Origin of the sequence: Arthrobacter sp. B3I4 (assembly GCF_030816855.1) — a bacterium.
In the GTDB taxonomy this organism is placed as follows: Bacteria; Actinomycetota; Actinomycetes; order Actinomycetales; family Micrococcaceae; genus Arthrobacter.
The window spans coordinates 452,566-475,387 of sequence record NZ_JAUSYK010000001.1; the positions used below are offsets into that span (position 1 = coordinate 452,566).

A 22,822-nucleotide genomic window follows, 5' to 3' on the forward strand; every position below is an offset into this window, starting at 1 on the left:
CCAGCCTGCCGGCGCAGAGGGCCCGCCGCGGCACATCCGCTGCCGGCCCTAGCGGTGCGTGAAGTCGGGCTGCCGCTTTTCACTGAAGGCGGCCATGCCCTCCTTTTGGTCCTCAGTGGCGAAGAGCGAGTGGAACACGCGGCGTTCGAACAGCACACCCTGGGTCAGCCCGGTTTCGAAGGCGGCATTGACCGCTTCTTTGGCCACCATCGCCACCGGCTTGGACTTGGAAGCGATGACCTCGGCGGCCTTCATGGCCTCCTCGACGACGTCGGCCGCCGGCACCACGCGGGAGACCAGCCCGGAGCGCTCGGCCTCCGCGGCGTCGATAAAGCGGCCGGTCAGGATCATGTCCATGGCCTTGGCCTTGCCGACGGCGCGGGTCAGGCGCTGCGAGCCGCCCATCCCCGGCAGGACGCCGAGGTTGATTTCCGGCTGGCCGAACTTGGCATTGTCGCCGGCGATGATGAAGTCACACATCATGGCGAGCTCGCAGCCGCCGCCAAGGGCGAACCCGGAGACGGCCGCCACCACCGGGATGCGCAGCCGGGTGAAGTCCTCCCAGCCGCGGAACCAGTCGGCCGCGTACATCTCCATGTAACCCTTGGACTGCATCTCTTTGATGTCCGCCCCCGCGGCGAAAGCCTTGGCCGAGCCGGTCACGACGACGGCGCCCACGTCCGGATCGGTGTCCATCGCGGTGACCGCCGCGACAAGCTCGTCCATGGTGGCCTTGTTGAGGGCGTTCAGCGCCTCGGGCCGGTTGAGCGTCACGAGACCGACCCGGCCGCGGCGCTCCACCAGAATGTTTGCGTACTCGGTCATGCCTGTCCCCTCGACTGCTGTTCGGATTTGTCCCGGATGTCGGTGATGATGCCGGAGAAGTCCCGCCCGGCACCGCCCTCCGCGGCAAAGGTATCGTAAATTTCGGAGGCGAGCGGCCCCAGCCGGGCGGCGACGCCGGTGCTTTCGAGGGCGTTGAGCGCCAGCTTCAGGTCCTTGGCCATCAGCGCGCCGGCAAAACCGGGCTGGTAGTCGCGGTTCGCCGGGCTGGTGGGCACCGGTCCCGGAACCGGGCAGTTGGTGGTCAGCGCCCAGCACTGCCCGGACGCGGCGGAGGCGACGTCAAACAGCGCCTGGTGGGTCAGGCCGAGCTTCTCACCGAGGACGAAAGCTTCGCTGACCGCGATCATGGAGACGCCGAGGATCATGTTGTTGCAGATTTTGGCAGCCTGCCCGGCACCGTGAGCGCCGCAGTGGACGACACGCTTGCCCATCACCTCCAGCATGGGCTTGACGGCCTCGAAGTCCTCATCCAGCGCGCCGACCATGAACGTCAGCGTTCCCGCCTCGGCCCCGACCACGCCGCCGGAGACGGGCGCGTCGACGGCCCGGTGGCCGGCCTCGACGGCCAGCGCCGACGCCTCACGTGCCTCATCCACGTTGATCGTGGAGCAGTCCAGGAACATGGTTCCGGGGCTGGCCGCCGCGAGCAGTCCGGGTGCTCCGCCGGTTCCCCGGTAGGCGTCCAGCAGGTGCTTGCCGCTGGGCAGCATGGTCAGTACGACGGCGGCATCGGCCACGGCTTCGGCGGCCGTATCCGCGGTGCTGATGCCGTGTGCCCGGGCCGCGTCCAACGCAGCAGGCACCACGTCGAAGCCGGTCACCGTATAGCCGGCCTTGATCAGGTTGACGGCCATCGGCCCACCCATGTGGCCCAGGCCAAGGAAGGCAATGGGGCCGGTCTGCACCCCGGGTTGCGCCGGTTCGGCCGGTTCAGCCGGTGATACGTCAGACATTGTCGCGCTCCTTCGAAAGTTTCAGTTCGCGCTCGCCCAGCGGCGCGAAGTACGCCTCGACGTCGTCACGGCCCACCTCGGCAATGCTGGCCGGCTTCCAGTGCGGGGTCCGGTCCTTGTCCACCACCTGGGCGCGGATGCCCTCACGGAAATCCGGGCCGGCCAGGAAGCGCAGGCCCACCCGGTACTCCTGCTGCAGGGCCTCGGCCAGGGTCAGCCCGGAGGCCCGGCGCACAGAGGCCAAGGCAACCTTGACCGCCGTCGGGGACTTGGCTTCGATAGTGTCCGCGACGTCCACCGCCTCCCCGCCGACGGTGCGCAGCCGGCGGATGATCTCCTCGGCATCGTCCCCGGCGTAGCAGGCGTCGATCCATTCCTGTTGCGCGGCCAGGACCGAGTCGGGCGCGGGCTCGGCGAAGCGTGCGACGGCGGCGTCCACCGCCTCGGTTTCCAGCGCGGATGCCAGTTCCTCGAGCCGGTCGGAGGGCACGAAGATGTCGGCAAGTCCCAGGAACAGAGCATCGGCGCCATTGAGGTGCGCCCCGGTCAGGGCCGCATGGGTGCCGGTCTCCCCCGGCGAACGGGACAGCAGCAGGGTCCCGCCGACGTCGGGCACGAAGCCGATGGTGGTTTCCGGCATGCCCATCCGGGTGCGTTCGGTCACGATCCGCACCGAGCCGTGGGCTGAGATGCCGACGCCGCCGCCCAGGACCAGCCCGTCCATGAAGGCCACGTAGGGCTTGGGGTAGTCCGAGATCAGCAGGTCCAGCCGGTATTCGACGGCCCAGAAGTCCGCCGTGGCGTCCCCGCCGTCGAGCATGTCCCGGTAGATGGCGACGATGTCGCCGCCGGCGCACAGGCCCCGCTCGCCGGCGCCGTGGACCAGCACGGCGGCTACGTCGTCGTCATGGGCCCAGCGCGTGAGCTGCTCCAGCATCGCGGCGGCCATGCCTGCGGTCAACGCGTTCACGGCTTTAGGCCGGTTAAGCGTGACGACGCCGAGCCGGCCGCGCCGTTCGAACAGGACTTCGTCGGTGGCGGCGGTCTTTTCGGCCGCTTGCTCCCCCACTAGCTGCCTTCCGGCATCACGAAGCTGGCGCCCTGGCGGATGCCCGAGGGCCAGCGGGTGGTGACGGTCTTGGTCTTGGTGTAGAAGCGGAAGGCGTCGGCGCCATGCTGGTTCAGGTCACCGAAGCCCGAGGCCTTCCAGCCGCCGAAGGTGTAGTAGGCGATCGGGACGGGAATCGGCACGTTGATGCCCACCATGCCCACCTGGACGCGGCTGGCGAAGTCGCGGGCGGCGTCGCCGTCGCGGGTGAAGATCGCCACGCCGTTGCCGAATTCGTGCTCGCTGCACAGGCGCAGGGCCTCGTCGTAGTCCGCGGCGCGCAGCACGCTGAGCACCGGGCCGAAGATTTCCTCCCGGTAGATCGACATGTCCTTGGTGACGTTGTCGAAAAGGGTCGGGCCCACCCAGAAGCCGCCGTCGTAGCCTTCTACCTTGAGGCCGCGGCCATCGGTGACCAGGGTGGCGCCGGCCTCGACGCCGGCGGCGATGTACCCCTCGATCCGTTCCTTGGCGGAGGCGGCGACGACCGGGCCGAAGTCTGAGTCCTCGGCCAGGCTGGGGCCCACCTTCAGGTCCGCGATCCGTTCCTGCAGCTTCTGCACCAGAGCGTCGGCGGTCTGCTGGCCCACCGGGACCGCGACCGAGATGGCCATGCAGCGTTCGCCGGCTGATCCGAAGCCGGCACCAATCAGAGCATCGGCAGCCATGTCCAGGTCCGCGTCCGGCATGATCACCATGTGGTTCTTGGCGCCGCCGAAGCACTGCGCCCGCTTGCCGTGCGCGGCGGCGGTGGCGTAGATGTACTGCGCGATCGGGGTGGAGCCGACGAAGCCGATGGCCTGGACGCGGGGGTCCTCCAGCAGCGCGTCGACCGCTTCCTTGTCGCCGTTGATGACGTTGAACACGCCGTCCGGCAGGCCCGCTTCGGTGAACAGTTCGGCCAGGCGCAGCGGCACGGAGGGGTCCCGTTCGGAGGGCTTGAGGATGAAGGAGTTGCCGGCAGCAAGAGCCGGACCTGACTTCCAGAGCGGGATCATGGCAGGGAAGTTGAACGGGGTGATGCCTGCGACGACGCCGAGGGGCTGCCGCATCGAGTGGACGTCGATGCCGGTCCCGGCGCTGTCGGAGAACTCTCCCTTGAGCAGGTGCGGGGCCCCGGCGGCGAACTCGACGACCTCGATGCCGCGCTGTACATCGCCCTTGGCGTCAAGGAACGTCTTGCCGTGCTCGGAGGACAGCAGGGTGGCGAGTTCATCCATGTTCTGATTGACCAGGTCCACGAACTTCAGCAGGATCCGGCCGCGGCGCTGCGGGTTCATGGCGGCCCACTCCAGCTGGCCTTTTTCGGCGTTGGAGACCACGTTGCGGACCTCTTCCGCGCTGGCCAGCGGAAGCCGCGCCTGCACCTCGCCGGTGCAGGGGTCGTAGACGTCGCTGAAGCGCCCCGAGGTGCCCTCCACGTGCTGCCCGCCGACGTAATGGGAAAGCTCACGAACCATGATGGAATGCTCCTTTTTGCGTGTGACCTAGATCATCTCTGCTCCCGAATATACTCGGACTTCCTACTAATCTCCAGAGCGCCCTTGGCGGGACAGCGGCAGAGCGGCGGGGGCATGTTGGCCCCGGCCGCCGCTCCGGCCCGGGGCAAGGAAAGGTAAGTTAGGGACTGTGAAAATTGCTACCTGGAATGTGAACTCGCTTCGTGCCCGTGCTGACCGCGTGGAGGCCTGGCTCCAGCGCTCCGATTGCGACGTCCTGGCCATCCAGGAAACCAAGTGCAAGGACGACAATTTCCCCTGGGAGCTGTTTGAGCGCATGGGCTACGAGGTGGCCCACTTCGGCGTGAACCAGTGGAATGGGGTCGCCATTGCGTCCCGCGTGGGCCTGGACGACGTCGAACGCACCTTTCTGGACCAGCCGGCGTTTGGCAAGGGCGGCCTGGGCGAGGTGAAGGAGGCCCGGGCGATCGGTGCCACCTGCGGAGGTATCCGGGTCTGGAGCCTCTATGTGCCTAACGGGCGGGCGCTCGATGATGAGCACATGCCCTACAAGCTCAGCTGGCTGGACACCCTGCGCGCCCATGCCGAGGGGTGGGTCCAGGCCGATCCCGAGGCGCAGATTGCGCTGATGGGCGATTGGAACATCGCCCCGCGGGATGAAGACGTCTGGGACATCGACTACTTCCGCTCGGCGGGCCTGACGCACGTCAGCGAACCGGAACGCGCAGCCTTCCGCGCGTTCGAGGACGCGGGGTTCTCGGATGTGGTCCGTCCCCATGCCCCGGGCCCCGGGGTTTACACCTACTGGGACTACACCCAGCTGCGGTTCCCCAAGAAGGAAGGCATGCGGATCGACTTCGTCCTCGCGTCCCCCGCCCTGGCCGGCCGGGTGACCGGGGCAGCGATTGACCGCGAGGAGCGTAAGGGCAAGGGCGCCTCGGACCACGCCCCGGTGATCGTCGAGCTGGCTGACTGATGACAGCCCGCCGGGTAAGCGCAGGCCCGCGATGACGGGTCACCTCTACCGGGGCCAGGCCGGGCTGCCCTTCTCCTCGACGCTGCGGGTCTATGAGCCTCTGGAAGCGTTCCCCGCCGAGCAGCAGAAGTCGCTGCAGTCCATGGGCGCCCGGGCGGAATCCCGCGCCGCCGTTGAGAATGCCGAACTTCAGGCCTCCCTGGGACGCATCACCCGGCCCGGCGGCGATCCGTTTCCGACCGGTCAGACCGACCTGGTGCGCCTGCTCGCTGTCAGCGCTTCCGGTAGCGGCCCGGCGGGACCCGGGAGGACCGGGCGCCATAACGCCGACGGCGACCGCGAAGTCCTGCCGGCCAGGCTCCTGTACTGCCCCAGCCAACTCGTACTCCGCGCCGGGCTGGCCGCCAATGCGCTGATGGAAGGGATCCACGGGCCCTTGGCCCAGCTCCTGATTCCCGAGGAGCAGCGCGACCGGCACCAGGAACGCATCGACCAGGTCAAAGCCCGGGACGGGGGCGGCCGGGTCCACACGCGCGCTTCGACCTGGGGCATCCCGTTCAGCTGGTTCTGCCTGTTCCAGGAATCCGATCCCACGGACGTGGTGGAGGCGGAGGGCCGGATCGTCACTGTCCGCATCCGGGCCACGCTCGGTGTCGCGTTGGAAAGGGTCAGCAACGCCGTCGCGCATCTGGCCCTTGCCGCCCCTGACCTCGACATGCTGGAAGACCTGACCCAGCTCACCGAGTGGCTGGAGCTATTCCACGCCGACTCGGTGGTGGAGCTCGACTACGGTGCGGTGGCGGACAAGGTCTACCCGGACGATTCACCGCTGGACGTGCGGCTGGGCATCGAGTGCCTGGCCGAGGGCGATATGACCGGGGCGGCCGCCGCTTACCGGCGGCTGGCCTCCCGCTGGATTCCGATCCGTCAGCTCGCCCGCGCCTCCTGAGGGACGCTAGATCTTCGGCAGCCGCGAGCCAGAGACGGACGCGACGGGCTCCGCACGCCGCGGTGGCGCCGTCGTGCTCCGGACGATCAACTCGTGCGGGGCCACGGTGGAGCGTACTGCGCCGACGATCCCGTCGAGCTCGTCAAGCAGCATTTTGGTGGCCAGCTCACCCTGCTCGTCCGGACGCTGGCCCACGGTCGTCAGTCCGGCGACGGCGGAAAACTCGTGATCATCGATGCCCACCACCGACAGGTCCTCCGGCACCCGGACGCCGGCCCGGCGGGCCTCGAACAAGACGCCGATGGCCATCTCATCCGAGGCGCAAAAAATTGCGGAGGGCTTCGGACCGGGCCGGGACCACAGCCGCTGGAACGCTTCCTGGCCACTGTGGACGGTGAAGTCGCCCCACACGTCCCACTCAGGCCGGACCGCCAGACCGGCCTGGCTCATGACGTCATGGAACGCCCTGATCCGAACCCGCGGAACGTCGAAGTTCAGGTCCGTCTCGTCATCGCCGTGCAGCAGTGCGATGTCCCGGTGGCCCAGGCCGATGAGGTGGCGCACCGCGGTGGAGGCCGCTGCGTAGTCGTCGATCCCGATATACGCGCAGCCCTCGACGTGGCCGCCGACCACGACCAGCGGGATGTCGATCTTCTGCAGGTGCTCAAGTTCCTCCGGGCTCAAGGCCATACAGAGGACCAGGAGCGCGTCAATCTGTTTGTAGACCATAGTCTTGCTGAACAGCCGCTCCCGGTGGCTGCCATGGCCGCCCAGGTTGAACAGCGACAGATTGTACTGGCGGCCGTGAAGTTCGCGGTCCGCGCCTTCAATGGCTTTCGAGAAGAACCAGCGGCTGACAAAGGGGGCCAGCACCCCGATGGTGCGGGTCCGGCCCGTGGCCAGCCCGGAGGCCGAGGAGGAGGCCACGTAGCCCAGGGCCTCGGCGACGATCAGGATTTTTTCCCGCGTGGCGGGCGACACCCGGGGAAGGCCGCGGACGGCACGGGAGACAGTGGCGGTGGACACGCCCGCAGCGGCAGCCACGTCCTCAATGCTGACGCCGGCGTGGCCGCCGCGCTGCGCCCTGTCTGTTGTCCGTGCCACCTTGTCCCCTAGTCGGCCGGCCGCCATCAGGCGGCCGGTGTGCCGCCCCGCGGCGCCCATCGTTCCCATACTTGCTCGCGCCCCCGCCTGGGGCCGCCCTTAGCGCTGCCGGGTGGCAGTGCGCTGGGGCAGCCGCCGCCGCAGCCTGATCATGCCGTACAAGGCAAGCAGCGTCGCGAGCAGCCCGAGGGCCCAGCCGAGGGCCGGCTGGGCGGTCACCTCCATCCAGACGGTGACCGCCAGCATGACCACGGCCCAGAAACCAAGGAAACCGATAATGATGTCGAAGTCCTCGCCCGAACGCACCCTGCGGTGTGTCCTGCGGACTTCGCCCTGGTTGTCTCCGGCTGCCATCACGAACCCATCAGGAGCCGGTCACTTGACCGCGCCGGCCGTCAGGCCGGCCACGATCTTGCGCTGGAACACCAGCACCAGGATCACCAGTGGAATCGTCACGATGGTGCCGGCCGCCATGATCGCCGTGTAGGGGATCTGGTTGGGCTGCGCGCCGGCGAAGCTCGCGATGGCGACGGTGACCGGCTGGGTCTTGTCGGACGAGAGCTGGCTGGCGATCAGGAATTCATTCCACGAGGAAATGAACGCCAGGATGGCCGTCGTGAAGATGGCCGGAGCCGCGAGCGGCATGATCACCTTCCGGAACGCCTGGCCCTGGGTGCACCCGTCGACGCGCGCCGATTCCTCGAGCTCCCACGGCATTTCGCGGAAGAACGACGTCATGGTGTAGACGGTCAGCGGCAGCACGAAGGAAATGTTCGGGATGATCAGGGCCTGGTAGGTACCCATCCAGCCGATGTTGGTAAACAGCTGGAAGAGCGGGGTGATGAGGGCGACGCCGGGGAACATTGACGCTCCCAGGATGAAGCCCAGCACGAGGTACTTGAACCGGAAGTTCAACCGGGCCAGGGCGTAGGCCGCGAAGACGCCGATCAGCAACGAGACCACGGTCACGGTGGCGCCGATGAAGACGCTGTTGAGCAGCGCCTGGCCGAAGTGGTTGCCGAACGACGTGTCGAACGCGGTCTTGAAGTTGTCCAGCGTGACGTGCGTGGGCAGGATCGAGGTGTCGTAGGTGAAGCCGACCTCGCGGAACGCCGTCACCACCATCCAGTACGCCGGAGCCAGGCACCAGATGAGGATGACCAGGGCGCTGATGTACGTCCGGCCCTGGGCCCACTTCTCCCGGTTCTGGGCGGTCTTGCGCCCACGGTCCTGCTGCGCGCGCAGCTCGGTCGTGGCGGCGGTCATTTCTTCCCCTTACTAGCGCCGGTCTGTTGCTCCACAACGTTCGCGCCGAGGAACCGGACGAAGATGAAGGCGACAAGGAAAATGATGATGAACGTGATGGTGGACAGCGCCGCGGCCACATTGAAGCCTTGCCTGATCTGGTTGATCACCAGGATGGACAGCGTGGTGGTGTTGTTCGCGCCGCCGGTCAGGATGTAGGGCAGGTCGAACATGCGGAGCGCATCCAAGGTGCGGAACAGGATGGCCACCATGAGTGCCGGCTTGACCAGCGGCAGGGTGATCATGCGGAACCGCTGCCAGGCGGTGGCGCCGTCGACCTTGGCTGCTTCGTACACTTCGGCGGGGATCATCTGCAGTCCGGCCAGGATCAGCAGCGCCATGAACGGCGTGGTTTTCCAGACGTCTGCGATGATGACCGCCCACTTGGCCGGCCACTCGCTGCCGGTCCACAGGATCGAGGTGTTGAAGAGCTTGTTGGCGATGCCCTCGAAGGCGAAAATGAAGAGCCAGAGCTTGGCCGTGACGGCCGTGGGGATGGCCCACGGCACGAGGACGGCGGCGCGGACCAGGCTGCGGCCCTTGAAGGTCCGGGCCATGATCATGGCCATCCAGAAGCCGAGCACGGTTTCCAGCGTCACGGTCACGATGGTGAAGAAGAACGTCGTGGCGGTCGCGGACCAGAACTGGGATCCCAGTGTGCCGGGAGGGCAAGCGACAGTGCCGCCGGCGGGCGCCGCGCACTGCTGGGCGATCCAGTTGACGTAGTTCGAGAAACCGGCCGGACCGCCCTCGGTGAAGAGGCCGGTGGCCGGATCCAGGCCGGCGTCGGCCTGGAAAGACATCACGATGGCGCTGATGATCGGGTAAACGATCACGACGGCCAGCGCGATGATCGTGGGGGCCAGCAGCCACGAGGCCCACTTGCCCTGGCTCGCAATGACGTTGTCTTCCCCGACCCCCTTTGGTGGGCGCTGGGGCTCGGTCCTGCCCGACGCCGGCTTCTTTACCGGCGTCGGGCCCAATTCAGTTGCCATGGCGTCGGCTACTTTCCTGCGGTGGCAGTCTCGATGGATTTCTGCATGTCGGACAGCGCTGCGTCAACCGCTTTTTCGCCCTTGATAGCCGGGTAGGCGTTGTCCTGAATAGCCTTGGTAACGGCCGGGTAGAACGGGGTGACCGGACGCGGCACCGCATTCTCGATCGAGGTCTTCAGCACCGGCAGGTACGGCAGTTTGGCGATGAGATCCTTGTCGTCGTAGAGCTTGGTCAGTACCGGAGCCAGCGAACCCTGGGTGGCGAAGAACTTCTGCGTCTCCTCCGTAGTGAGGAACTTCAGGAAGTCCAGCGCGGTGGCCTTGTTCTTGGAGTAGACACTCATGCCGGCGCTGTGGCCGCCAAGCGAGGAAGCACCGGGGCCGGACTTGCCGGGGAGGGCGGTCATGCCGAGCACGTCCTTGACCTTGGAGGACCCTTCAGTGACGGCCAGGTTGTAGACGTATGGCCAGTTGCGCAGGAACAGCAGCTTGCCGTCCTGGAACGCCTGGCGTGATTCTTCTTCCTTGTAGGTGATCGCTTCCTTGGGGATGTTGCCGTTCGCGTAGGCCTTGGCCAGGTTCTCGAGGCCGGCCTTCGCCTCAGGCGTGTTCAGGCTGGGCTTGCCTTCCTTGTCCAGTACGGAACCGCCAGCGGAGTTGATCGCCTCCGAGGCGTTGACCGTGAGTCCCTCGTACTTCGAGAACTGGCCTGAGTAGCAGCCGATGTTGTTGGTCTTGGCGATGGAGCACATGCTCATCATCTCGTCCCACGTTTTGGGCGGGGTGGGGACCAGGTCCTTGCGGTAGTACAGGATGCCGCCGTCGGACGATTCCGGCGCGGCGTAGAGGGTGCCCTTGTAGGAGGCGGCGTCAAGGGTCGGCTTCAGCATGCCGGCCGTGTCGAGTGCCATCTTGTCCTTGAGCGGCTGGAGCCAGCCCTTCGCGGCAAATTCCGCGGTCCAGACGACGTCGACGCTGACGACGTCGTAGTTGGCGTTCTTGGCCTGGAAGTTCTGGACGAGGTCGTCGTGCTGCTGGTCGGCCTGGTCGGTCTGCTCCTTGAACGTGACCTTCTCGTTCGGGTGCGCGGCGTTCCACTTTTCAATCAGCGGGCGGACGACGTTGCTGTTGTCCTTGCCCTGGACGTACGTGATCGGTCCGCGACCCTCGAGGTTGGCCGCAGCGTCGCCGCCCCCGGCGGAGCCGCCGCCACCGCCGGTGCTTCCGCCGCCACCACCGCAGGCGGAGAGGGAGAGGGCCAAGACACCGGCCGCGGCTACGGGAAGTAGATACTTACGGGTTTTCATACAGGTGCTCCTCGCTGAGTACCGGGCGGACCGGTGGTGCAATCGTGTGGTAACCATCACAGTAGTCAGCACGCTGTCCATAATGCAAGCGTTTACATCTCGCGGGGAGCGCCGGGTGCCCCCTGGCGACGGCACGAAGGCGCTGCAGCTCCGCCCCTACTGCGCGACCGCGGGCGGGTCGGAGCTCTTGTTGATTGTGGAACCCGTGTGGTCAGGATCACCCCGGGGGCCTGCAGATCGAGGCAGGAAATCGGCGGTTCAGCGGACCCGCTCCGCGCGGCCAAACCGGGAGCGCGCTCCGGAGCTGAGGTGGATCAGCACGGGTGTGCGCCGGCCGACAACGGCATCCAATGCCTCCACGAGCGCCGATATCTCCGCGGCCAGGGAATGCGGGGCAACTCCCTGGCGGGGCTGGACCCGGATCCGCAGGGGCGGGTTCACCTTTGATCTCATACGTAGTGACCGTGGCGCCCGCCAGATCGGGCCGGTCCGCGAGCGCGGCCCGCAATGCCTGCTCCGCGACGCCTCCGCCGATTCGGACATCCCCGGGTGTTCCGCCGGCGTCCTCTTCGGCGGCGAGCAGGTTCGCACGGCCTTTGCCTTGCTGGGCCAGCCACGCCACCATGGCGCCGATAACCGCCAGCAGCAGGACGGCCATCACGATCCACAGCCAGCTCTCCGGCCGTCCGGGAAAGCGGGTGCTGTCGAAGAAGGACCGGAGGTTGCTCCAGACTCCGGCGGACCAGCCCTGCCACCAGGTCGCGGCGGCCGGCACTGTCGCCAGCAGGACCAGCAACAGCCCGACGGTCAGCAGCTTCGCGCCGAGGATACCGATCAGGATCCGGTTAAGCAGCCGGGGGGTGCCGTTCATGCGCCGATCACCCCCGAGGCGGCCACGTTGACGCGCACTTCGGGCATGGGTGTCAGGCCCATTTCGCGCAATTCCGCCTCCACCGCAGCCTGCACGTCCGCTGCGCGGAGCGGCACACCGGAGGTCGGCCGGACGTTGACCTGCACCTGGTTTCTGGACACTACGACCATCACTTGTTCCTGCGTCACGTTGGCTGCCAGCCGCCCGCGGCGGGCCAGGGCGGAAGCGATCACCTCGTCATCGACAACGACGGCGGCCCTCGGATCGGCGAGCACATGCCGGGCCCGGCGGCCCGGCAGCACCGCGCTGAGGAAGAAGAACAGACCCGCCACGAAAAGGACGACTCCAATGACCCCGAGCAGCAGCGGTGGAACTCCCGCCGGAAGGGCGGTGATCCGGTCCGCCGCGGTCTGCGGGTCGATCAGCCAGGGTGGCTGTCCGACGGCGCGTACTGCGGTCTCCAGCAGCGCGTAGGCGCACACCGCGATGACGAGGATTGCGGCAATAACGGATGCCGGAGCCCGGGAGGCGGTGGTTTCCCTGACCAGGACCCGTTCCATCACCGCCGCATCGCTGCTCGAAGGCTCGGACCCGGAAGCCCGGGGAAGTCGGGGTGGACGTCCCGGCAGCGGGGCATCGCCGGGGTGCGGATCGTCGGCGTGGCGTTCGACGGCGTGGCTCAACGAACCCGCCCTCCTTCACTGACGGTGGCGCCGCTGATGCGGATGTCGACCCGGCTAAGTTCGGCGCCGCTAATCTCAGTGACGCGGCGCAGGATCTGCTCCTTCGCGGCCACCGCCCGGTCCCAGATGGGGCCGCCGAAGGCCGCCACACGTCCTGGGTCCCGGAGCACGGCGGTGAGTGGAGGGACGGCGATTGGCATGACCAGCGACAGAGCCAGCAGACCGTCGTCGTCGGCCCAGTCCGCACGCACGTCCTGGGGCGAAACGCCGAGTGCCTCTGCGGCTGCGGCGCGGGCGACACTGGTGAGGGCCTGGGTGCCGATCCGGTTGTGCCCGGCCAGCAAGCGCCCGGTGGCCAGGCTCATGATGAGGAACGCCGGCCCGTGATGGCGTCGATGACGCTGCGCAGGTCAAGTTTCCCTTCCGCCGCGCGGCCCAGCAGTGCTCCGATGGCCATGAACAGCAGTGAGCCCAGAAAACCCCAGAGACCAAAGGAGAAGGACATGAAGGCAAGGAAGGCCCCGGCGGCGACGCCGGCCACGGTGGGGGTCACTGCAGGACCTCCCGCGCGGGCCGTGCTTCGGCGGCGGTGGACGGCCTGGCCGGGCCGGGGACGAATACGTCGTGGATCTCGATGTTGACTTCAATCACCTGGAGACCGACGAGCTCTTCCACGGCGGCGTAAACGGCGGCACGGATCTGGTCCGCCAAGGGATGCAGGGGCGTGCCGTAGAGCGCCACGAGGTCGATGTCCACGGCCACCTGCGTCTCACCGACCTCGGCCCGGACCCCGGTGGCGTGGTCAAGGCTGCCGACGGCGTCGCGGATCGCTCCCAGGGCGCGGGAGGGGGCGGAGCCGAGGGAATAAACGCCGGGAACTGCGCGGGCCGCGATGCCGGCGACCTTCGCGACGGCCGCCTCGGATATCACGGTTCGGCCGGTTGCCACCGGTAGCACAACGGGCGCCCCTGCTGTCGGTAAAGCCGGAGATGCTCCCACCGGCGGGCCGGCTGTCGGCTGAGAATTCGGATATTCCATCTGGCACTCCCCCTTCTTTGACTCCACCCTAAACCTTGGGGACGACAGTCGCGCCGGATGCGCGCTTGGCTATCTTTCAAACCCAGACGCCGCAGGGAATAGGAGCCCTCGCCACCATGTTGGTTTCTGGTGTGAAGAGCATCGGATTCCTGTCCTTTGGCCATTGGACCGACCACCCCGAGTCGGGCACGCGCAGCGCGTCCGACGCGCTGCTGCAGGCCATCGACCTCGCCGTCGCGGCCGAGGAGCTGGGGGCGGACGGCGCCTACTTCCGCGTCCACCACTTCGCACAGCAGTACGCCTCCCCCTTCCCGCTGCTCGCTGCCATCGGGGCCCGGACCAGCCGCATCGAGATCGGTACCGGGGTGATCGACATGCGCTACGAGAACCCGCTCTACATGGCGGAGGACGCTGGCGCGGCCGATCTGATCTCGGGGGGCCGGCTTCAGCTCGGCATCAGCAGGGGTTCACCCGAACAGGTCATCGACGGGTGGCGCCACTTCGGCTTCGCCCCCGCTGAGGGCGAGTCCGACGCCGACATGGGCCGCAGGCATACCGAGCGTTTGCTTGAGGTGCTGACCGGTGAGGGTTTCGCGGCGCCGAGCCCGCGTCCGATGTTCCCGAACCCTCCGGGGCTGCTGCGCATTGAACCGTACTCGGCGGGCCTGCGTGAGCGCATTTGGTGGGGTTCGGGTTCGAACGCCACGGCCGTCTGGGCGGCGAAGCTCGGCATGAACCTGCAAAGTTCCACGCTCAAGGACGACGAGAGCGGCAAGCCCTTCCATGTCCAGCAGGCCGAGCAGATCGAGCTCTACCGGCAGGCCTGGAAGGAGGCGGGGCACGAGCGGGAGCCACGCGTCTCGGTCAGCCGCAGCATCTTCGCGCTGACGGAGGAGCGTGACTGGCAATACTTCGGCCGGGACCGCCGCAGCTCTGACCAGGTGGGCTACATCGACGAGAAAACGCGCGCGGTCTTTGGCCGGTCCTACGCGGGTGCCCCGGACGAGCTGGCCGCCAAGCTGGCCGAAGATGAGGCGATCGCGGCGGCAGATACCTTGCTGCTCACGGTCCCTAACCAGCTGGGTGTGGATTACAACGCCCACGTCATTGAGGCGGTCCTGACGCAGGTAGCGCCCCAGCTCGGCTGGCGCTGACTGCTCAGCGAGCCCGGCAATGGTCGGGGTGGGTGCCCGTCATGCAGCAGAGGATTCGGCGATCCGCTTTATCGCGGCGAGAGTTTTGGGGATACCGTCGAGGGCCTGCTGCGTGCGGTCTCTGATTTGAAGTTTCGCCTTGTCACCGAACTTTTCCTCGAACATTGCAATCCCGGCCGGCAGGAAGTCCCAGGACTCGCTCAGGGTCGTCCCTGCGCCTGCCGGGGTCAGCGTGAAGCCCCAGCGGACGAAGCGGCCGCCCACAACCCACGCGAACTCGCGGCCGCGGTCGGCGGCCGCCACCTGCGACCGGGTCTCCCAGGACCGGTGCGGGAGTTCATTACGTCCGGTGAACCAGGCCCCGATCTGACCGGCGTCGACGTCATTGTCCCACCAGCACGACGTGCAGACCGGACTCCACTCGCCCGTGCGGGTAATATCGGAAACCAGATCGTAGAGCGCTTCGGGTGACGCCTGAACTGTGACGGACTCCTGGTGATGGCGGATGCTTGTTTCACTCATGGGTCCATCCTCACAGACCGAATCGCCCGCGGGCCTGAGGCAACGAAAAAACCCCGCCGTTCCCGTGTAAAGAATGGGAACTGCGGGGTTCTAGCTGGTGGCTCCGACCGGCGTCGATCCGGTGACCTTTCGATTTTCAGTCGAACGCTCTACCAACTGAGCTACAGAGCCTAGGTGACGTGTCACCATGACAGCCGGAATCTCTTCTGGCAATCAGAGCGACCCTGACGGGACTTGAACCCGCGACCTCCGCCGTGACAGGGCGGCGCGCTAACCAACTGCGCTACAGGGCCTTGATTTTACTGCTTTTCTTGCTTCCTGCGGTATCGCTACCGCACTTTTTCAAGGGCTCCAGCCTACCAGACTTTTTCATCCGGCCTGACCAGTTCCTTGCGTACCCCCAACGGGATTCGAACCCGTGCCGCCGCCGTGAAAGGGCGGTGTCCTAGGCCGCTAGACGATGGGGGCCAGGACGCCATCCGATGGAACCAACGAGGGCAAAAATTAAGGGCCGAAGCCTGTCGTTTTTGTTCGTTTCGGGTTCCTCCGAACTGGACCTATAAAACTATAGGGCCAACTTCCGGATTCTCCAAAATCCCTTCCACAACCCGGGAATAAGCTCTGGACAAGCGCCGTACCAGTGTGTGGATGATGGTCGGATGGACGCCCACGCTGCCCTCAATGAGATCGCTTTCTGGCTCGAACGCGAGCTCGCCACCCCTTTCAAGGTGCAGGCCTTCCGCAAGGCGGCCGACATCATCGCCGCCCTCCCCGCCGAAGAACTGGCGGCACGGCGACGGGACGGCCGACTGAAACGCATGAAGGGCATCGGTGACCGGACCTTCCAGGTCATCGCCCAGGCCGTCGACGGCGAGGTCCCCGAGTACCTGGCGACTCTCCGCGAACGCGGCGCCGAACCGCTCGTCGAGGGCGGCCGTGAGCTGCTGGCGAGCCTGCGCGGGGACCTGCACATGCACAGCAACTGGTCCGACGGCGGTTCACCGATCGAGGCCATGCTGGACGCCGCCCGCACGCTGGGCCGTGAATACGTCGCCCTGACTGACCACTCGCCCACGCTGAAGATCGCGAACGGGTTGACCCCGGAGCGGCTCAATGAGCAACTGGGCCTGCTGCCGGGCATTGAGGCGGCACAGGCCGACGACGGCCGCCCGCAGCCCCGCCTGCTGGCCGGCATCGAAGTGGACATCCTGGAGGACGGCAAGCTTGACCAGACCCCGGAACTGCTGGACCGCTTGGACATGGTGGTTGCGAGCGTGCACTCGAAGCTCCGCTCGGACAGCCGGACCATGACCCGCCGGATGCTGGGCGGCATCGAGGACCCGCACACCCGCGTCCTGGGCCACTGCACCGGACGGCTGATCACCGGCTCACGCGGGACCCGGCCGCCGTCGGACTTTGACGCCAAGCGTGTCTTTGCGGCGTGTGCGGACAACGATGTAGCCGTTGAGATCAACGCCCGGCCGGAACGCCAGGACCCGCCGGATGAACTGATTCAGCTGGCCCTCGACGCCGGTTGCCTCTTCAGCATCGACAGTGACGCCCATGCCCCCGGCCAGCTCGACTTCCTGCAGTACGGCGCCGAGCGGGCCGCCCGCAACGGCGTCCCTGCAGACCGGATCATCACCACCTGGCCCCTGGACCGACTCCTCGAATGGGCCCGCCGCTGACGCCGGCAGTGTTTTGGCAGCAAACCGACTAGATGTGACCGATTTCCGCGAGCCGGTCAGCCGCCGCACCGGCTAGATTGGCAGCATGGCAACAACGGCCCAGACGGGCTCCCCCGCAACAAAAACGCCCCTCCGGCCCGGACAAATCAGCGGGCTCGGCATCGCCGCAGTCATCGTCACTGTCGTACTCTGGGCCTCCGCCTTCGTGGGCATCCGCGCAGTCGGGCCCAGCTTCTCCCCCGGCCCGCTGACCCTGGGCCGGCTCGCCGTGGCGGCCGTCGCCCTGGGGCTCGTGGTGCTGCCCAAGTTCCGCGCAGCGAGCCTCCCCCGGGGCCGCGAGTGGTGGCCCATCCTGGCCTATGGCGTGATGTGGTTCGGCGGCTACAACGTCGCGCTGAACGCCGCCGAACATCTGCTCGACGCCGGCACCGCAGCGCTGCTGATCAACGTCAACCCCATCCTCGTCGCCGTGATGGCCGGCATCATCCTCAAGGAGGGCTTCCCGCGCTGGCTGATCATCGGGAGCCTGGTGGCGTTCAGCGGCGTCGCCGTCATTGCGCTCGGCTCCGGCCAGCGGTCACCGGCCGACGTAGCCGGCGTGCTGCTCTGCCTACTCGCCGCCGCCCTCGCAGCGGTGAGCGTCATCGTGCAGAAACCGGTGCTCCGCAAACTTCCCGCCGCGCAGGCCACCTGGTTCGGCATCCTCGTGGGCACGCTGTGCTGCCTGCCCTTCAGCGGCCAGCTGGTCACCGAACTGCAGGCAGCCCCGCTGCCCGCAACGCTGGGACTGGTCTACCTCGGCGTCTTCCCCACCGCCATCGCGTTCACCACGTGGGCTTACGCCCTCTCGCTGATCGACGCCGGACGGCTCGCCGCCACCACGTACCTGGTGCCGGGCACCACGATCCTGATTTCCTGGCTGCTGCTTGGCGAGATCCCCACCATCTGGGGCCTGGTCGGCGGGGTCATCTGCCTCGCCGGCGTCGCGCTGACCCGGCGTGGATCAGGCTCCCGCTCCGGCTCCCGGCCAAGGAAGGCATCGAAGCAAAGCTCGGTATCGGGCACCCCCCCAGAGCCCGGGGCATAGAGTTTGCCTATGCCCGCCTCCCGGCCTGCCGATCGTGCCAAGCGGAAACGACGACGGCGCGGCCCCCGGCGGCCCCTTTCCGATGTCCGAGGACGAGTTCGAAGCCGCGGTGGGGGATGCGCTGGCCCGGATCCCGCAGGAACTGGCCAACACGATGAACAACGTGGCCGTCTTTATCGAGGACGACTACATTCCGCAGCCCGACGAGGACCCGGACACCGTGCTGCTGGGCCTGTACGAGGGCGTGCCGCTGACCGAGCGGGATTCATGGTGGGACGCCGGCTCGCTGCCGGACCGGATCACCATCTACCGGAAACCGATCCTGGACCTCTGCGCGTCGCGCGAGGACGTGGTCGAGGAGGTAACAGTCACGGTGGTGCACGAGATCGCCCACCACTTCGGTATCAGCGACGATCGGCTGCACGAACTCGGCTGGGGCTAGCGCGCCGGGGTGCGACTAGCCTTGGAAGCATGGGACACGACCACTCGCACGGCATCACGGCCACGGGCACCGCGCGGCACCGCAAACGCCTGATCGCCGTCCTTGGTATCACCTTGGCAGTGGTTCTGATCCAGGTCGCGGGCGCCGCCATCTCCGGGTCGTTGGCCCTGCTGGCGGACGCCGGGCACATGCTCTCCGACGCCGCCGGTGTCTTCATCGCCCTGCTGGCCGCCTGGATCGCGGCCCGGCCGGCGAGCGATGCCAGGACTTACGGCTACCAGCGGGCGGAGGTCCTGGCCGCGCTGGCCAACGCCCTGGTCCTGATCGTCATTTCCGTCGTCATCTTCACCGAGGCCGTCCGCCGGTTCGGCTCCGCCCCCGAGGTGCACACGGACGTGATGCTCTTCGCCGCCATCCTCGGCGCGGTCGCCAACCTCGTTTCACTGCTGATCCTGCGCGGGGCCCAGAAGGAAAGCCTCAACGTCCGCGGCGCCTATCTCGAAGTCCTTGGCGACCTGCTGGGATCCTTCGCCGTGATTGCCGCCGCCATCGTCATCATGGCCACCGGCTACCAGGCCGCGGACACCATCGCCTCGATGCTGATCGCACTGATGATCCTGCCGCGGGCCTGGCACCTGCTGCGCGACGTCGTCGACGTGCTCCTCGAGGCCACCCCCAAGGGCGTGGACGTCCAGATGATCCGCGAACACATTCTGGCCGTGGACGGCGTCGTCTCCGTCCACGACATCCACATCTGGACGATCACCTCCGGCGTGCCGGTGTTCTCGGCCCACGTGGTGGTGGAGGACGCGGCGATGGGCGCCCGCGGGGCAGACAGGGTGCTGGACAAACTGGTCACCTGCCTCGGGTCGCACTTTGACACCGAACACTGCACGTTCCAGCTCGAGCCGGCCACCCACGCGGAGCACGAGGCCCACCAGCACGCTTGACGCGCCGCTCCCGGTCTGGCAGCGTCCGGAACGTCCTAGGAGAGCACGTCCTTGGTAGTGAACTTCGCGTAAGCAAGGGTTCCAAAGACGGCGAGGTAGCCGCCCTGCAGGAGCGCATTCGCCGCGAACGATTCCCAGACAACCGGTTGCCGCAGCAGGTCCGCGAAATCGAGCCAGCGGTGGGTAAAGAGCCACGGATGGAGCCATTCCAGCTGGGGCAGGGCATCCGCGACCTGGGCGACGACGGCGAGCACCACGGTGGCAGCCATCGCGCCGACGGGCACGTCCGTAAGGCTCGACATAAACAGTCCGACGGCGGAGAGCCCCACGAGTGAGACGGCCAGGTAGGCAGCAATCAGCAACAGCCGCACTACGGCATCGGCAGCACCTATCGTGTCGCCGGAGAGCAAGGTGACCGGGCCCACCGGAAAGAGCGCCGCCCCGATGCCGGCGCCGACCACCGCCACTGTCAGCGGTGCAACCACGGCGAACGCGACGGCGCCGGCGTACTTGACCGCCAAGAGCCGGCCCCGGCCCGCCGGGGCCGCCAGCAGGTAGCGAAGGGTGCCCAACCCGGCCTCGCCGGCGAGGGTGTCACCGGCGACCACGCCGATGGTCAGGGGCAGGAACAGCGGAACCGCGACCAGCATGGCGGTTACGCCGACGAACAGTCCGTTCTGGCTGATCCGGTCCAGGAAGGCCGGTCCGCGTCCTGCCGGCACGGCGGACGAGAGCCGCACGGCGACAGCGATCAATACCGGGATGGCGGCGAGGGCCAGCAGCATGGCCCAGGTCCGTCGGCGCCGGAACAGCACGCCGAGCTCGGAGCCGAGCAGCCGCAGCCCCTGGGTCCGTGGCCGGGTCCGGCGCAACCCCGGGGCGCGCCGTGTCTGCGGAGGGGCCGCCTGCGGAACAGCAGACGGCGGATCGGCTGATTGCCGAACGGCTGATTGTTCAGGAGGCCGCGCGGTCCCGCTGGGTTCACTGGGCAACGTCAAAACCTTCCCCTGTCAGTTCGACGAAGCGGTCCTCGAGGCTGCCCTGTTCGAGGGCGAAACCCCGGACCCGGACGCCGGCGGACACCAGTGCCGCCACGACCTGCTCGGGAGGGGGGACGGTGACGCCGGTGCCGCCGACCGGCAGTGGCGCGTACATCACCCGGCCTGCGCCCATCCCGTCGTCCAAGCTACCGCCGGTCGAACCGCTACCGGCCGAGCTGCCCCCATTCGAGCTTTGCTCAGAGCTCCCCGAGCCCGCTCCCCCGACGCCAGCCGGAGTACCGCCGTCGAGCGTCAGGCCCAGCCCGGCAAGAACGCGGGCGGCGGCGTCGGCGTCGGGAGTCAGCAGCCGGAGCCGGGAGCGTCCCGCCTGCCGCAGCTCCGTCATGGTCCCCTGGGCCACAAGGTGGCCCGCACTCATGATCGCCGCGTGGGTGCAGATCTGTTCCACCTCCGCGAGCAGGTGGCTGGAGACGAACACGGTCGCGCCGTCGGCAGCGAGGGACCGCACCAGGTGCCGCACCTCGCGGGTTCCCTGCGGATCCAGACCATTGGTCGGCTCATCCAGCACCAGCAGCTCGCGCGGGGCGAGCAGCGCGTTCGCGATCCCCAGCCGCTGCTTCATTCCCAGCGAATAGGCCCGGACCTTCTTGTCCGCGGCGTGCGCGAGGCCCACCCGTTCCAGGGCCGTGCGCACCCGCTCATGCCGCGTCCCGGCAAGGGCATGCGGGTCAGCGGCGTCGAAGCGCAGCAGGTTCGCGGCTCCGGAAAGGAAGGGGTAGAACGCCGGGCCTTCCACCAGGGCCCCCACCCGCGGCAACACGGAGTGAAGCTGCCGCGGCATCTCCTCGCCGAGGACGCGCACGGAGCCGCTCGAGGCGGCGGCCAGGCCCAGCAGAATCCTGATGGTGGTCGTCTTGCCAGAGCCGTTCGGGCCCAGGAAACCAAAGACCGAACCCTTCGGCACAGCGAGGTCGACGCCGTCAACCGCCAACTGGCGGCCGAAGCGCTTGCTCAAGCCCCGGGTTTCAATGCTCAGTTCGGCCGCTGGGGCGACGGCGGTCAATGGCTGGTGGCTGCGGCCTGGAGCCGCTCAAGCGGCACGGATCCGGCAAAGACCCGGCCGTCGTCGAGGATCAGCACGTTGACCAGCGCCGTCGAAAGCAGCCTGCCCCCGGCTACCGGGACGGTGGCCTGGGCCAGCAGCTCCGCGGCGTTCCCGGACTTTCCAAACTGGTCAGATTGCTGGCCCTGTTGCGGGTCCGCCTTCTGGTCCGGTTTCTGGCCCGGATGGCCGGCCAAATACTTAGCCAGGGCGCCGGCCGGAAGTTCGATCACGGTCTCCCAGCCGGTTCCGCTGACCCTGGGCTGCCCGTTCTTTGCTCCGGGCCGTTCCTTGGAGCCGGGCTCCATGGCGCCGGGGGTCTTGGAATCATGCGTCTTGGAGCCGTACGCCTTGGCATCCGGAACCGGGATCTCCTTGACCACCGCACCCGCCGGCGGGCTGAACTGGAAGATTGCAGCGTCCGGCGCATCGAGCGAGAGCTTGCTGAACGCGACACGGAATGCCGGATCCGCCTGGCCGCGGGCTTTCACTTCGACGCCGAGGGGCATGCCGTTCTGGCCGTCCACCGCAATCGCCACGGACGCCAGCAGGGTGGACGCGGACTTTGGCGTGAGCACCAGCTGGTAAGCGGCACGTCCGGCGACTTCGACGTCAGCGCCGACGGACACGTCGCTGCTCGAGTCAAGCTTGGCCAGGAGTTTTTCCGCTAGGGCGTCCGGGGCGGGCGCGGACTCCTGCCGTGACCGGTGGTGATCCGCAGCCCCGGCCGGGGGAACGGCGTGGGCGGCAGTGTTGTCCTTGGAGTTATAGAACCAGAGATCGTTGCCGTGACGGACGACGTCGCGCTCCGCGAGCCGGTCCAGGACCTGCACCCGGGCGTTGTCCGGGCCGTCGCGGTAGACCCGGGCGGTGTGCGGGCCAGTCAACAGCTCCAGCCAGGCGGTGTCCCCTGCCCCGGCACCAGGACCGGTCTGCGGAAGTGCGGGCAGGCCCAGGCTGGAGGACTGGTCCACCGTCCCGGAAAAGGACGTGACATGGTGCTGGGCAATCAGCGCCAGCACCTGCTCGGGCGACTTGGACGGCAGCGGGTCGCCCGCGCTGGCCGGGACCGATCCAGCGAGGACCCCGGCGGCGATCACGGCGGGAACGACGGCGGCCGGCAACCAGCGCAGCCAGGTGCGGCTCATGATAAACGCGCTCCAACATTGCAGCTCATGAATCAACTTTACGCCTCCAGCCGGGAGCCATCACGCGCACAGTTGATATTGATGCCGCGGGCTTAGCGGTGCTACGAGTCGCTGCGGTAATCCTCGACCGCGC

General features: G+C 67.6%; 24 protein-coding genes, 3 tRNA genes and 1 pseudogene. 7 read left to right on the forward strand and 21 right to left on the reverse strand.

Annotated elements, in window-relative coordinates; genetic code table 11:
• Positions 1 to 48: 48 nt before the first annotated feature.
• Genes QFZ61_RS02105 through QFZ61_RS02120 form a run of 4 tightly spaced genes read right to left on the reverse strand, consistent with a single transcriptional unit; the run spans position 49 to position 4,367 of the window.
• Positions 49 to 825, reverse strand: a complete 777-nt coding sequence (locus QFZ61_RS02105; protein WP_307032872.1) for an enoyl-CoA hydratase — start codon at positions 823 to 825, stop codon at positions 49 to 51.
• On the reverse strand, positions 822 to 1,799 hold the full coding sequence (gene mmsB, locus QFZ61_RS02110) for a 3-hydroxyisobutyrate dehydrogenase (protein ID WP_307032874.1): 978 nt from the start codon (positions 1,797 to 1,799) through the stop codon (positions 822 to 824). The genes QFZ61_RS02105 and mmsB overlap by 4 nt, the downstream gene beginning before the upstream one ends.
• A complete protein-coding gene (locus tag QFZ61_RS02115) occupies positions 1,792 to 2,868 on the reverse strand; it encodes an enoyl-CoA hydratase/isomerase family protein (RefSeq protein ID WP_307032876.1) in 1,077 nt (358 codons plus the stop codon). The genes mmsB and QFZ61_RS02115 overlap by 8 nt, the downstream gene beginning before the upstream one ends.
• On the reverse strand, positions 2,868 to 4,367 hold the full coding sequence (locus tag QFZ61_RS02120) for a CoA-acylating methylmalonate-semialdehyde dehydrogenase (RefSeq protein ID WP_307032878.1): 1,500 nt from the start codon (positions 4,365 to 4,367) through the stop codon (positions 2,868 to 2,870). Before QFZ61_RS02120 ends, QFZ61_RS02115 begins: the two co-directional genes overlap by 1 nt.
• A gap of 169 nt (positions 4,368 to 4,536) precedes the next feature.
• On the opposite strand from QFZ61_RS02120, the gene QFZ61_RS02125 reads away from it, so the two are divergent.
• Entirely contained in the window at positions 4,537 to 5,343 is an 807-nt protein-coding gene (locus QFZ61_RS02125; RefSeq protein ID WP_307032880.1) for an exodeoxyribonuclease III, read from the forward strand.
• A 31-nt stretch (positions 5,344 to 5,374) separates the two neighbouring features.
• Positions 5,375 to 6,292: a hypothetical protein gene (locus tag QFZ61_RS02130; protein WP_307032882.1), complete on the forward strand. Its 918-nt coding sequence runs from the start codon at positions 5,375 to 5,377 to the stop codon at positions 6,290 to 6,292.
• 6 nt (positions 6,293 to 6,298) lie between these two features.
• Here the strand turns inward: QFZ61_RS02130 and QFZ61_RS02135 are convergent, their stop codons facing one another.
• From QFZ61_RS02135 to QFZ61_RS02180, 10 genes and pseudogenes are all read right to left on the reverse strand, one after another.
• Positions 6,299 to 7,396 (reverse strand): LacI family DNA-binding transcriptional regulator, encoded by a 1,098-nt coding sequence (locus QFZ61_RS02135; RefSeq protein WP_307032883.1) that lies wholly within the window; start codon positions 7,394 to 7,396, stop codon positions 6,299 to 6,301.
• Positions 7,397 to 7,495: 99 nt separating this feature from the next.
• Complete coding sequence (locus tag QFZ61_RS02140) at positions 7,496 to 7,750, reverse strand: hypothetical protein (RefSeq protein WP_307032885.1); 255 nt, start codon at positions 7,748 to 7,750, stop codon at positions 7,496 to 7,498.
• Between the two features lie 21 nt (positions 7,751 to 7,771).
• Complete coding sequence (locus QFZ61_RS02145) at positions 7,772 to 8,662, reverse strand: carbohydrate ABC transporter permease (protein ID WP_307032886.1); 891 nt, start codon at positions 8,660 to 8,662, stop codon at positions 7,772 to 7,774.
• On the reverse strand, positions 8,659 to 9,696 hold the full coding sequence (locus QFZ61_RS02150) for a carbohydrate ABC transporter permease (protein WP_307032889.1): 1,038 nt from the start codon (positions 9,694 to 9,696) through the stop codon (positions 8,659 to 8,661). The genes QFZ61_RS02145 and QFZ61_RS02150 overlap by 4 nt, the downstream gene beginning before the upstream one ends.
• Positions 9,697 to 9,704: 8 nt before the next feature.
• Complete coding sequence (locus tag QFZ61_RS02155) at positions 9,705 to 11,003, reverse strand: ABC transporter substrate-binding protein (RefSeq protein WP_307032891.1); 1,299 nt, start codon at positions 11,001 to 11,003, stop codon at positions 9,705 to 9,707.
• 258 nt (positions 11,004 to 11,261) lie between these two features.
• Positions 11,262 to 11,874, reverse strand: a pseudogene (locus tag QFZ61_RS02160) (hypothetical protein).
• On the reverse strand, positions 11,871 to 12,437 hold the full coding sequence (locus QFZ61_RS02165; RefSeq protein ID WP_373427181.1) for a DUF6286 domain-containing protein: 567 nt from the start codon (positions 12,435 to 12,437) through the stop codon (positions 11,871 to 11,873). The pseudogene QFZ61_RS02160 and the gene QFZ61_RS02165 overlap by 4 nt, the downstream one beginning before the upstream one ends.
• Before the next feature lie 116 nt (positions 12,438 to 12,553).
• Complete coding sequence (locus QFZ61_RS02170) at positions 12,554 to 12,922, reverse strand: hypothetical protein (RefSeq protein ID WP_307032893.1); 369 nt, start codon at positions 12,920 to 12,922, stop codon at positions 12,554 to 12,556.
• Positions 12,919 to 13,110: a hypothetical protein gene (locus QFZ61_RS02175; protein ID WP_307032895.1), complete on the reverse strand. Its 192-nt coding sequence runs from the start codon at positions 13,108 to 13,110 to the stop codon at positions 12,919 to 12,921. The genes QFZ61_RS02170 and QFZ61_RS02175 overlap by 4 nt, the downstream gene beginning before the upstream one ends.
• Positions 13,107 to 13,595 carry an Asp23/Gls24 family envelope stress response protein gene (locus tag QFZ61_RS02180; RefSeq protein WP_307032897.1) on the reverse strand — a complete coding sequence of 163 codons (489 nt, stop codon included), beginning with the start codon at positions 13,593 to 13,595 and terminating at the stop codon, positions 13,107 to 13,109. Before QFZ61_RS02180 ends, QFZ61_RS02175 begins: the two co-directional genes overlap by 4 nt.
• Before the next feature lie 116 nt (positions 13,596 to 13,711).
• On the opposite strand from QFZ61_RS02180, the gene QFZ61_RS02185 reads away from it, so the two are divergent.
• Entirely contained in the window at positions 13,712 to 14,749 is a 1,038-nt protein-coding gene (locus tag QFZ61_RS02185; RefSeq protein ID WP_307032899.1) for an LLM class flavin-dependent oxidoreductase, read from the forward strand.
• Positions 14,750 to 14,788: 39 nt separating this feature from the next.
• Here QFZ61_RS02185 and QFZ61_RS02190 read toward each other — a convergent pair whose 3' ends face one another.
• The 4 genes from QFZ61_RS02190 to QFZ61_RS02205 form a co-directional block, all read right to left on the reverse strand.
• Positions 14,789 to 15,271 carry an SRPBCC family protein gene (locus QFZ61_RS02190; RefSeq protein ID WP_307032901.1) on the reverse strand — a complete coding sequence of 161 codons (483 nt, stop codon included), beginning with the start codon at positions 15,269 to 15,271 and terminating at the stop codon, positions 14,789 to 14,791.
• A gap of 95 nt (positions 15,272 to 15,366) precedes the next feature.
• Positions 15,367 to 15,442, reverse strand: a tRNA-Phe gene (locus tag QFZ61_RS02195).
• A gap of 48 nt (positions 15,443 to 15,490) precedes the next feature.
• A tRNA-Asp gene (locus tag QFZ61_RS02200) sits at positions 15,491 to 15,564 on the reverse strand.
• A 102-nt stretch (positions 15,565 to 15,666) separates the two neighbouring features.
• Positions 15,667 to 15,739: transfer RNA gene (locus QFZ61_RS02205), tRNA-Glu, on the reverse strand.
• A gap of 191 nt (positions 15,740 to 15,930) precedes the next feature.
• Between QFZ61_RS02205 and QFZ61_RS02210 the strand changes: the two genes are divergently transcribed.
• The 4 genes from QFZ61_RS02210 to QFZ61_RS02225 all read left to right on the forward strand — a co-directional run bounded on the left by QFZ61_RS02210 (position 15,931) and on the right by QFZ61_RS02225 (position 19,438).
• Entirely contained in the window at positions 15,931 to 16,959 is a 1,029-nt protein-coding gene (locus QFZ61_RS02210; protein WP_307032903.1) for a PHP domain-containing protein, read from the forward strand.
• A gap of 85 nt (positions 16,960 to 17,044) precedes the next feature.
• Positions 17,045 to 18,046, forward strand: a complete 1,002-nt coding sequence (locus QFZ61_RS02215) for a DMT family transporter (RefSeq protein WP_307032905.1) — start codon at positions 17,045 to 17,047, stop codon at positions 18,044 to 18,046.
• Between the two features lie 34 nt (positions 18,047 to 18,080).
• On the forward strand, positions 18,081 to 18,488 hold the full coding sequence (locus QFZ61_RS02220) for a metallopeptidase family protein (RefSeq protein WP_373427112.1): 408 nt from the start codon (positions 18,081 to 18,083) through the stop codon (positions 18,486 to 18,488).
• Positions 18,489 to 18,517: 29 nt separating this feature from the next.
• A complete protein-coding gene (locus tag QFZ61_RS02225; protein ID WP_307032907.1) occupies positions 18,518 to 19,438 on the forward strand; it encodes a cation diffusion facilitator family transporter in 921 nt (306 codons plus the stop codon).
• Positions 19,439 to 19,473: 35 nt separating this feature from the next.
• On the opposite strand, the gene QFZ61_RS02230 is transcribed toward QFZ61_RS02225, so the two are convergent.
• The 3 genes from QFZ61_RS02230 to QFZ61_RS02240 all read right to left on the reverse strand — a co-directional run bounded on the left by QFZ61_RS02230 (position 19,474) and on the right by QFZ61_RS02240 (position 22,689).
• A complete protein-coding gene (locus tag QFZ61_RS02230; protein ID WP_307032909.1) occupies positions 19,474 to 20,310 on the reverse strand; it encodes an ABC transporter permease in 837 nt (278 codons plus the stop codon).
• 109 nt (positions 20,311 to 20,419) lie between these two features.
• Complete coding sequence (locus QFZ61_RS02235; RefSeq protein WP_373427113.1) at positions 20,420 to 21,502, reverse strand: ABC transporter ATP-binding protein; 1,083 nt, start codon at positions 21,500 to 21,502, stop codon at positions 20,420 to 20,422.
• The gene (locus tag QFZ61_RS02240; RefSeq protein WP_307032914.1) at positions 21,499 to 22,689 is read right to left on the reverse strand and encodes a hypothetical protein; all 1,191 of its coding nucleotides are present in this window, start codon (positions 22,687 to 22,689) and stop codon (positions 21,499 to 21,501) included. The genes QFZ61_RS02235 and QFZ61_RS02240 overlap by 4 nt, the downstream gene beginning before the upstream one ends.
• Between the last annotated feature and the right edge of the window lie 133 nt (positions 22,690 to 22,822).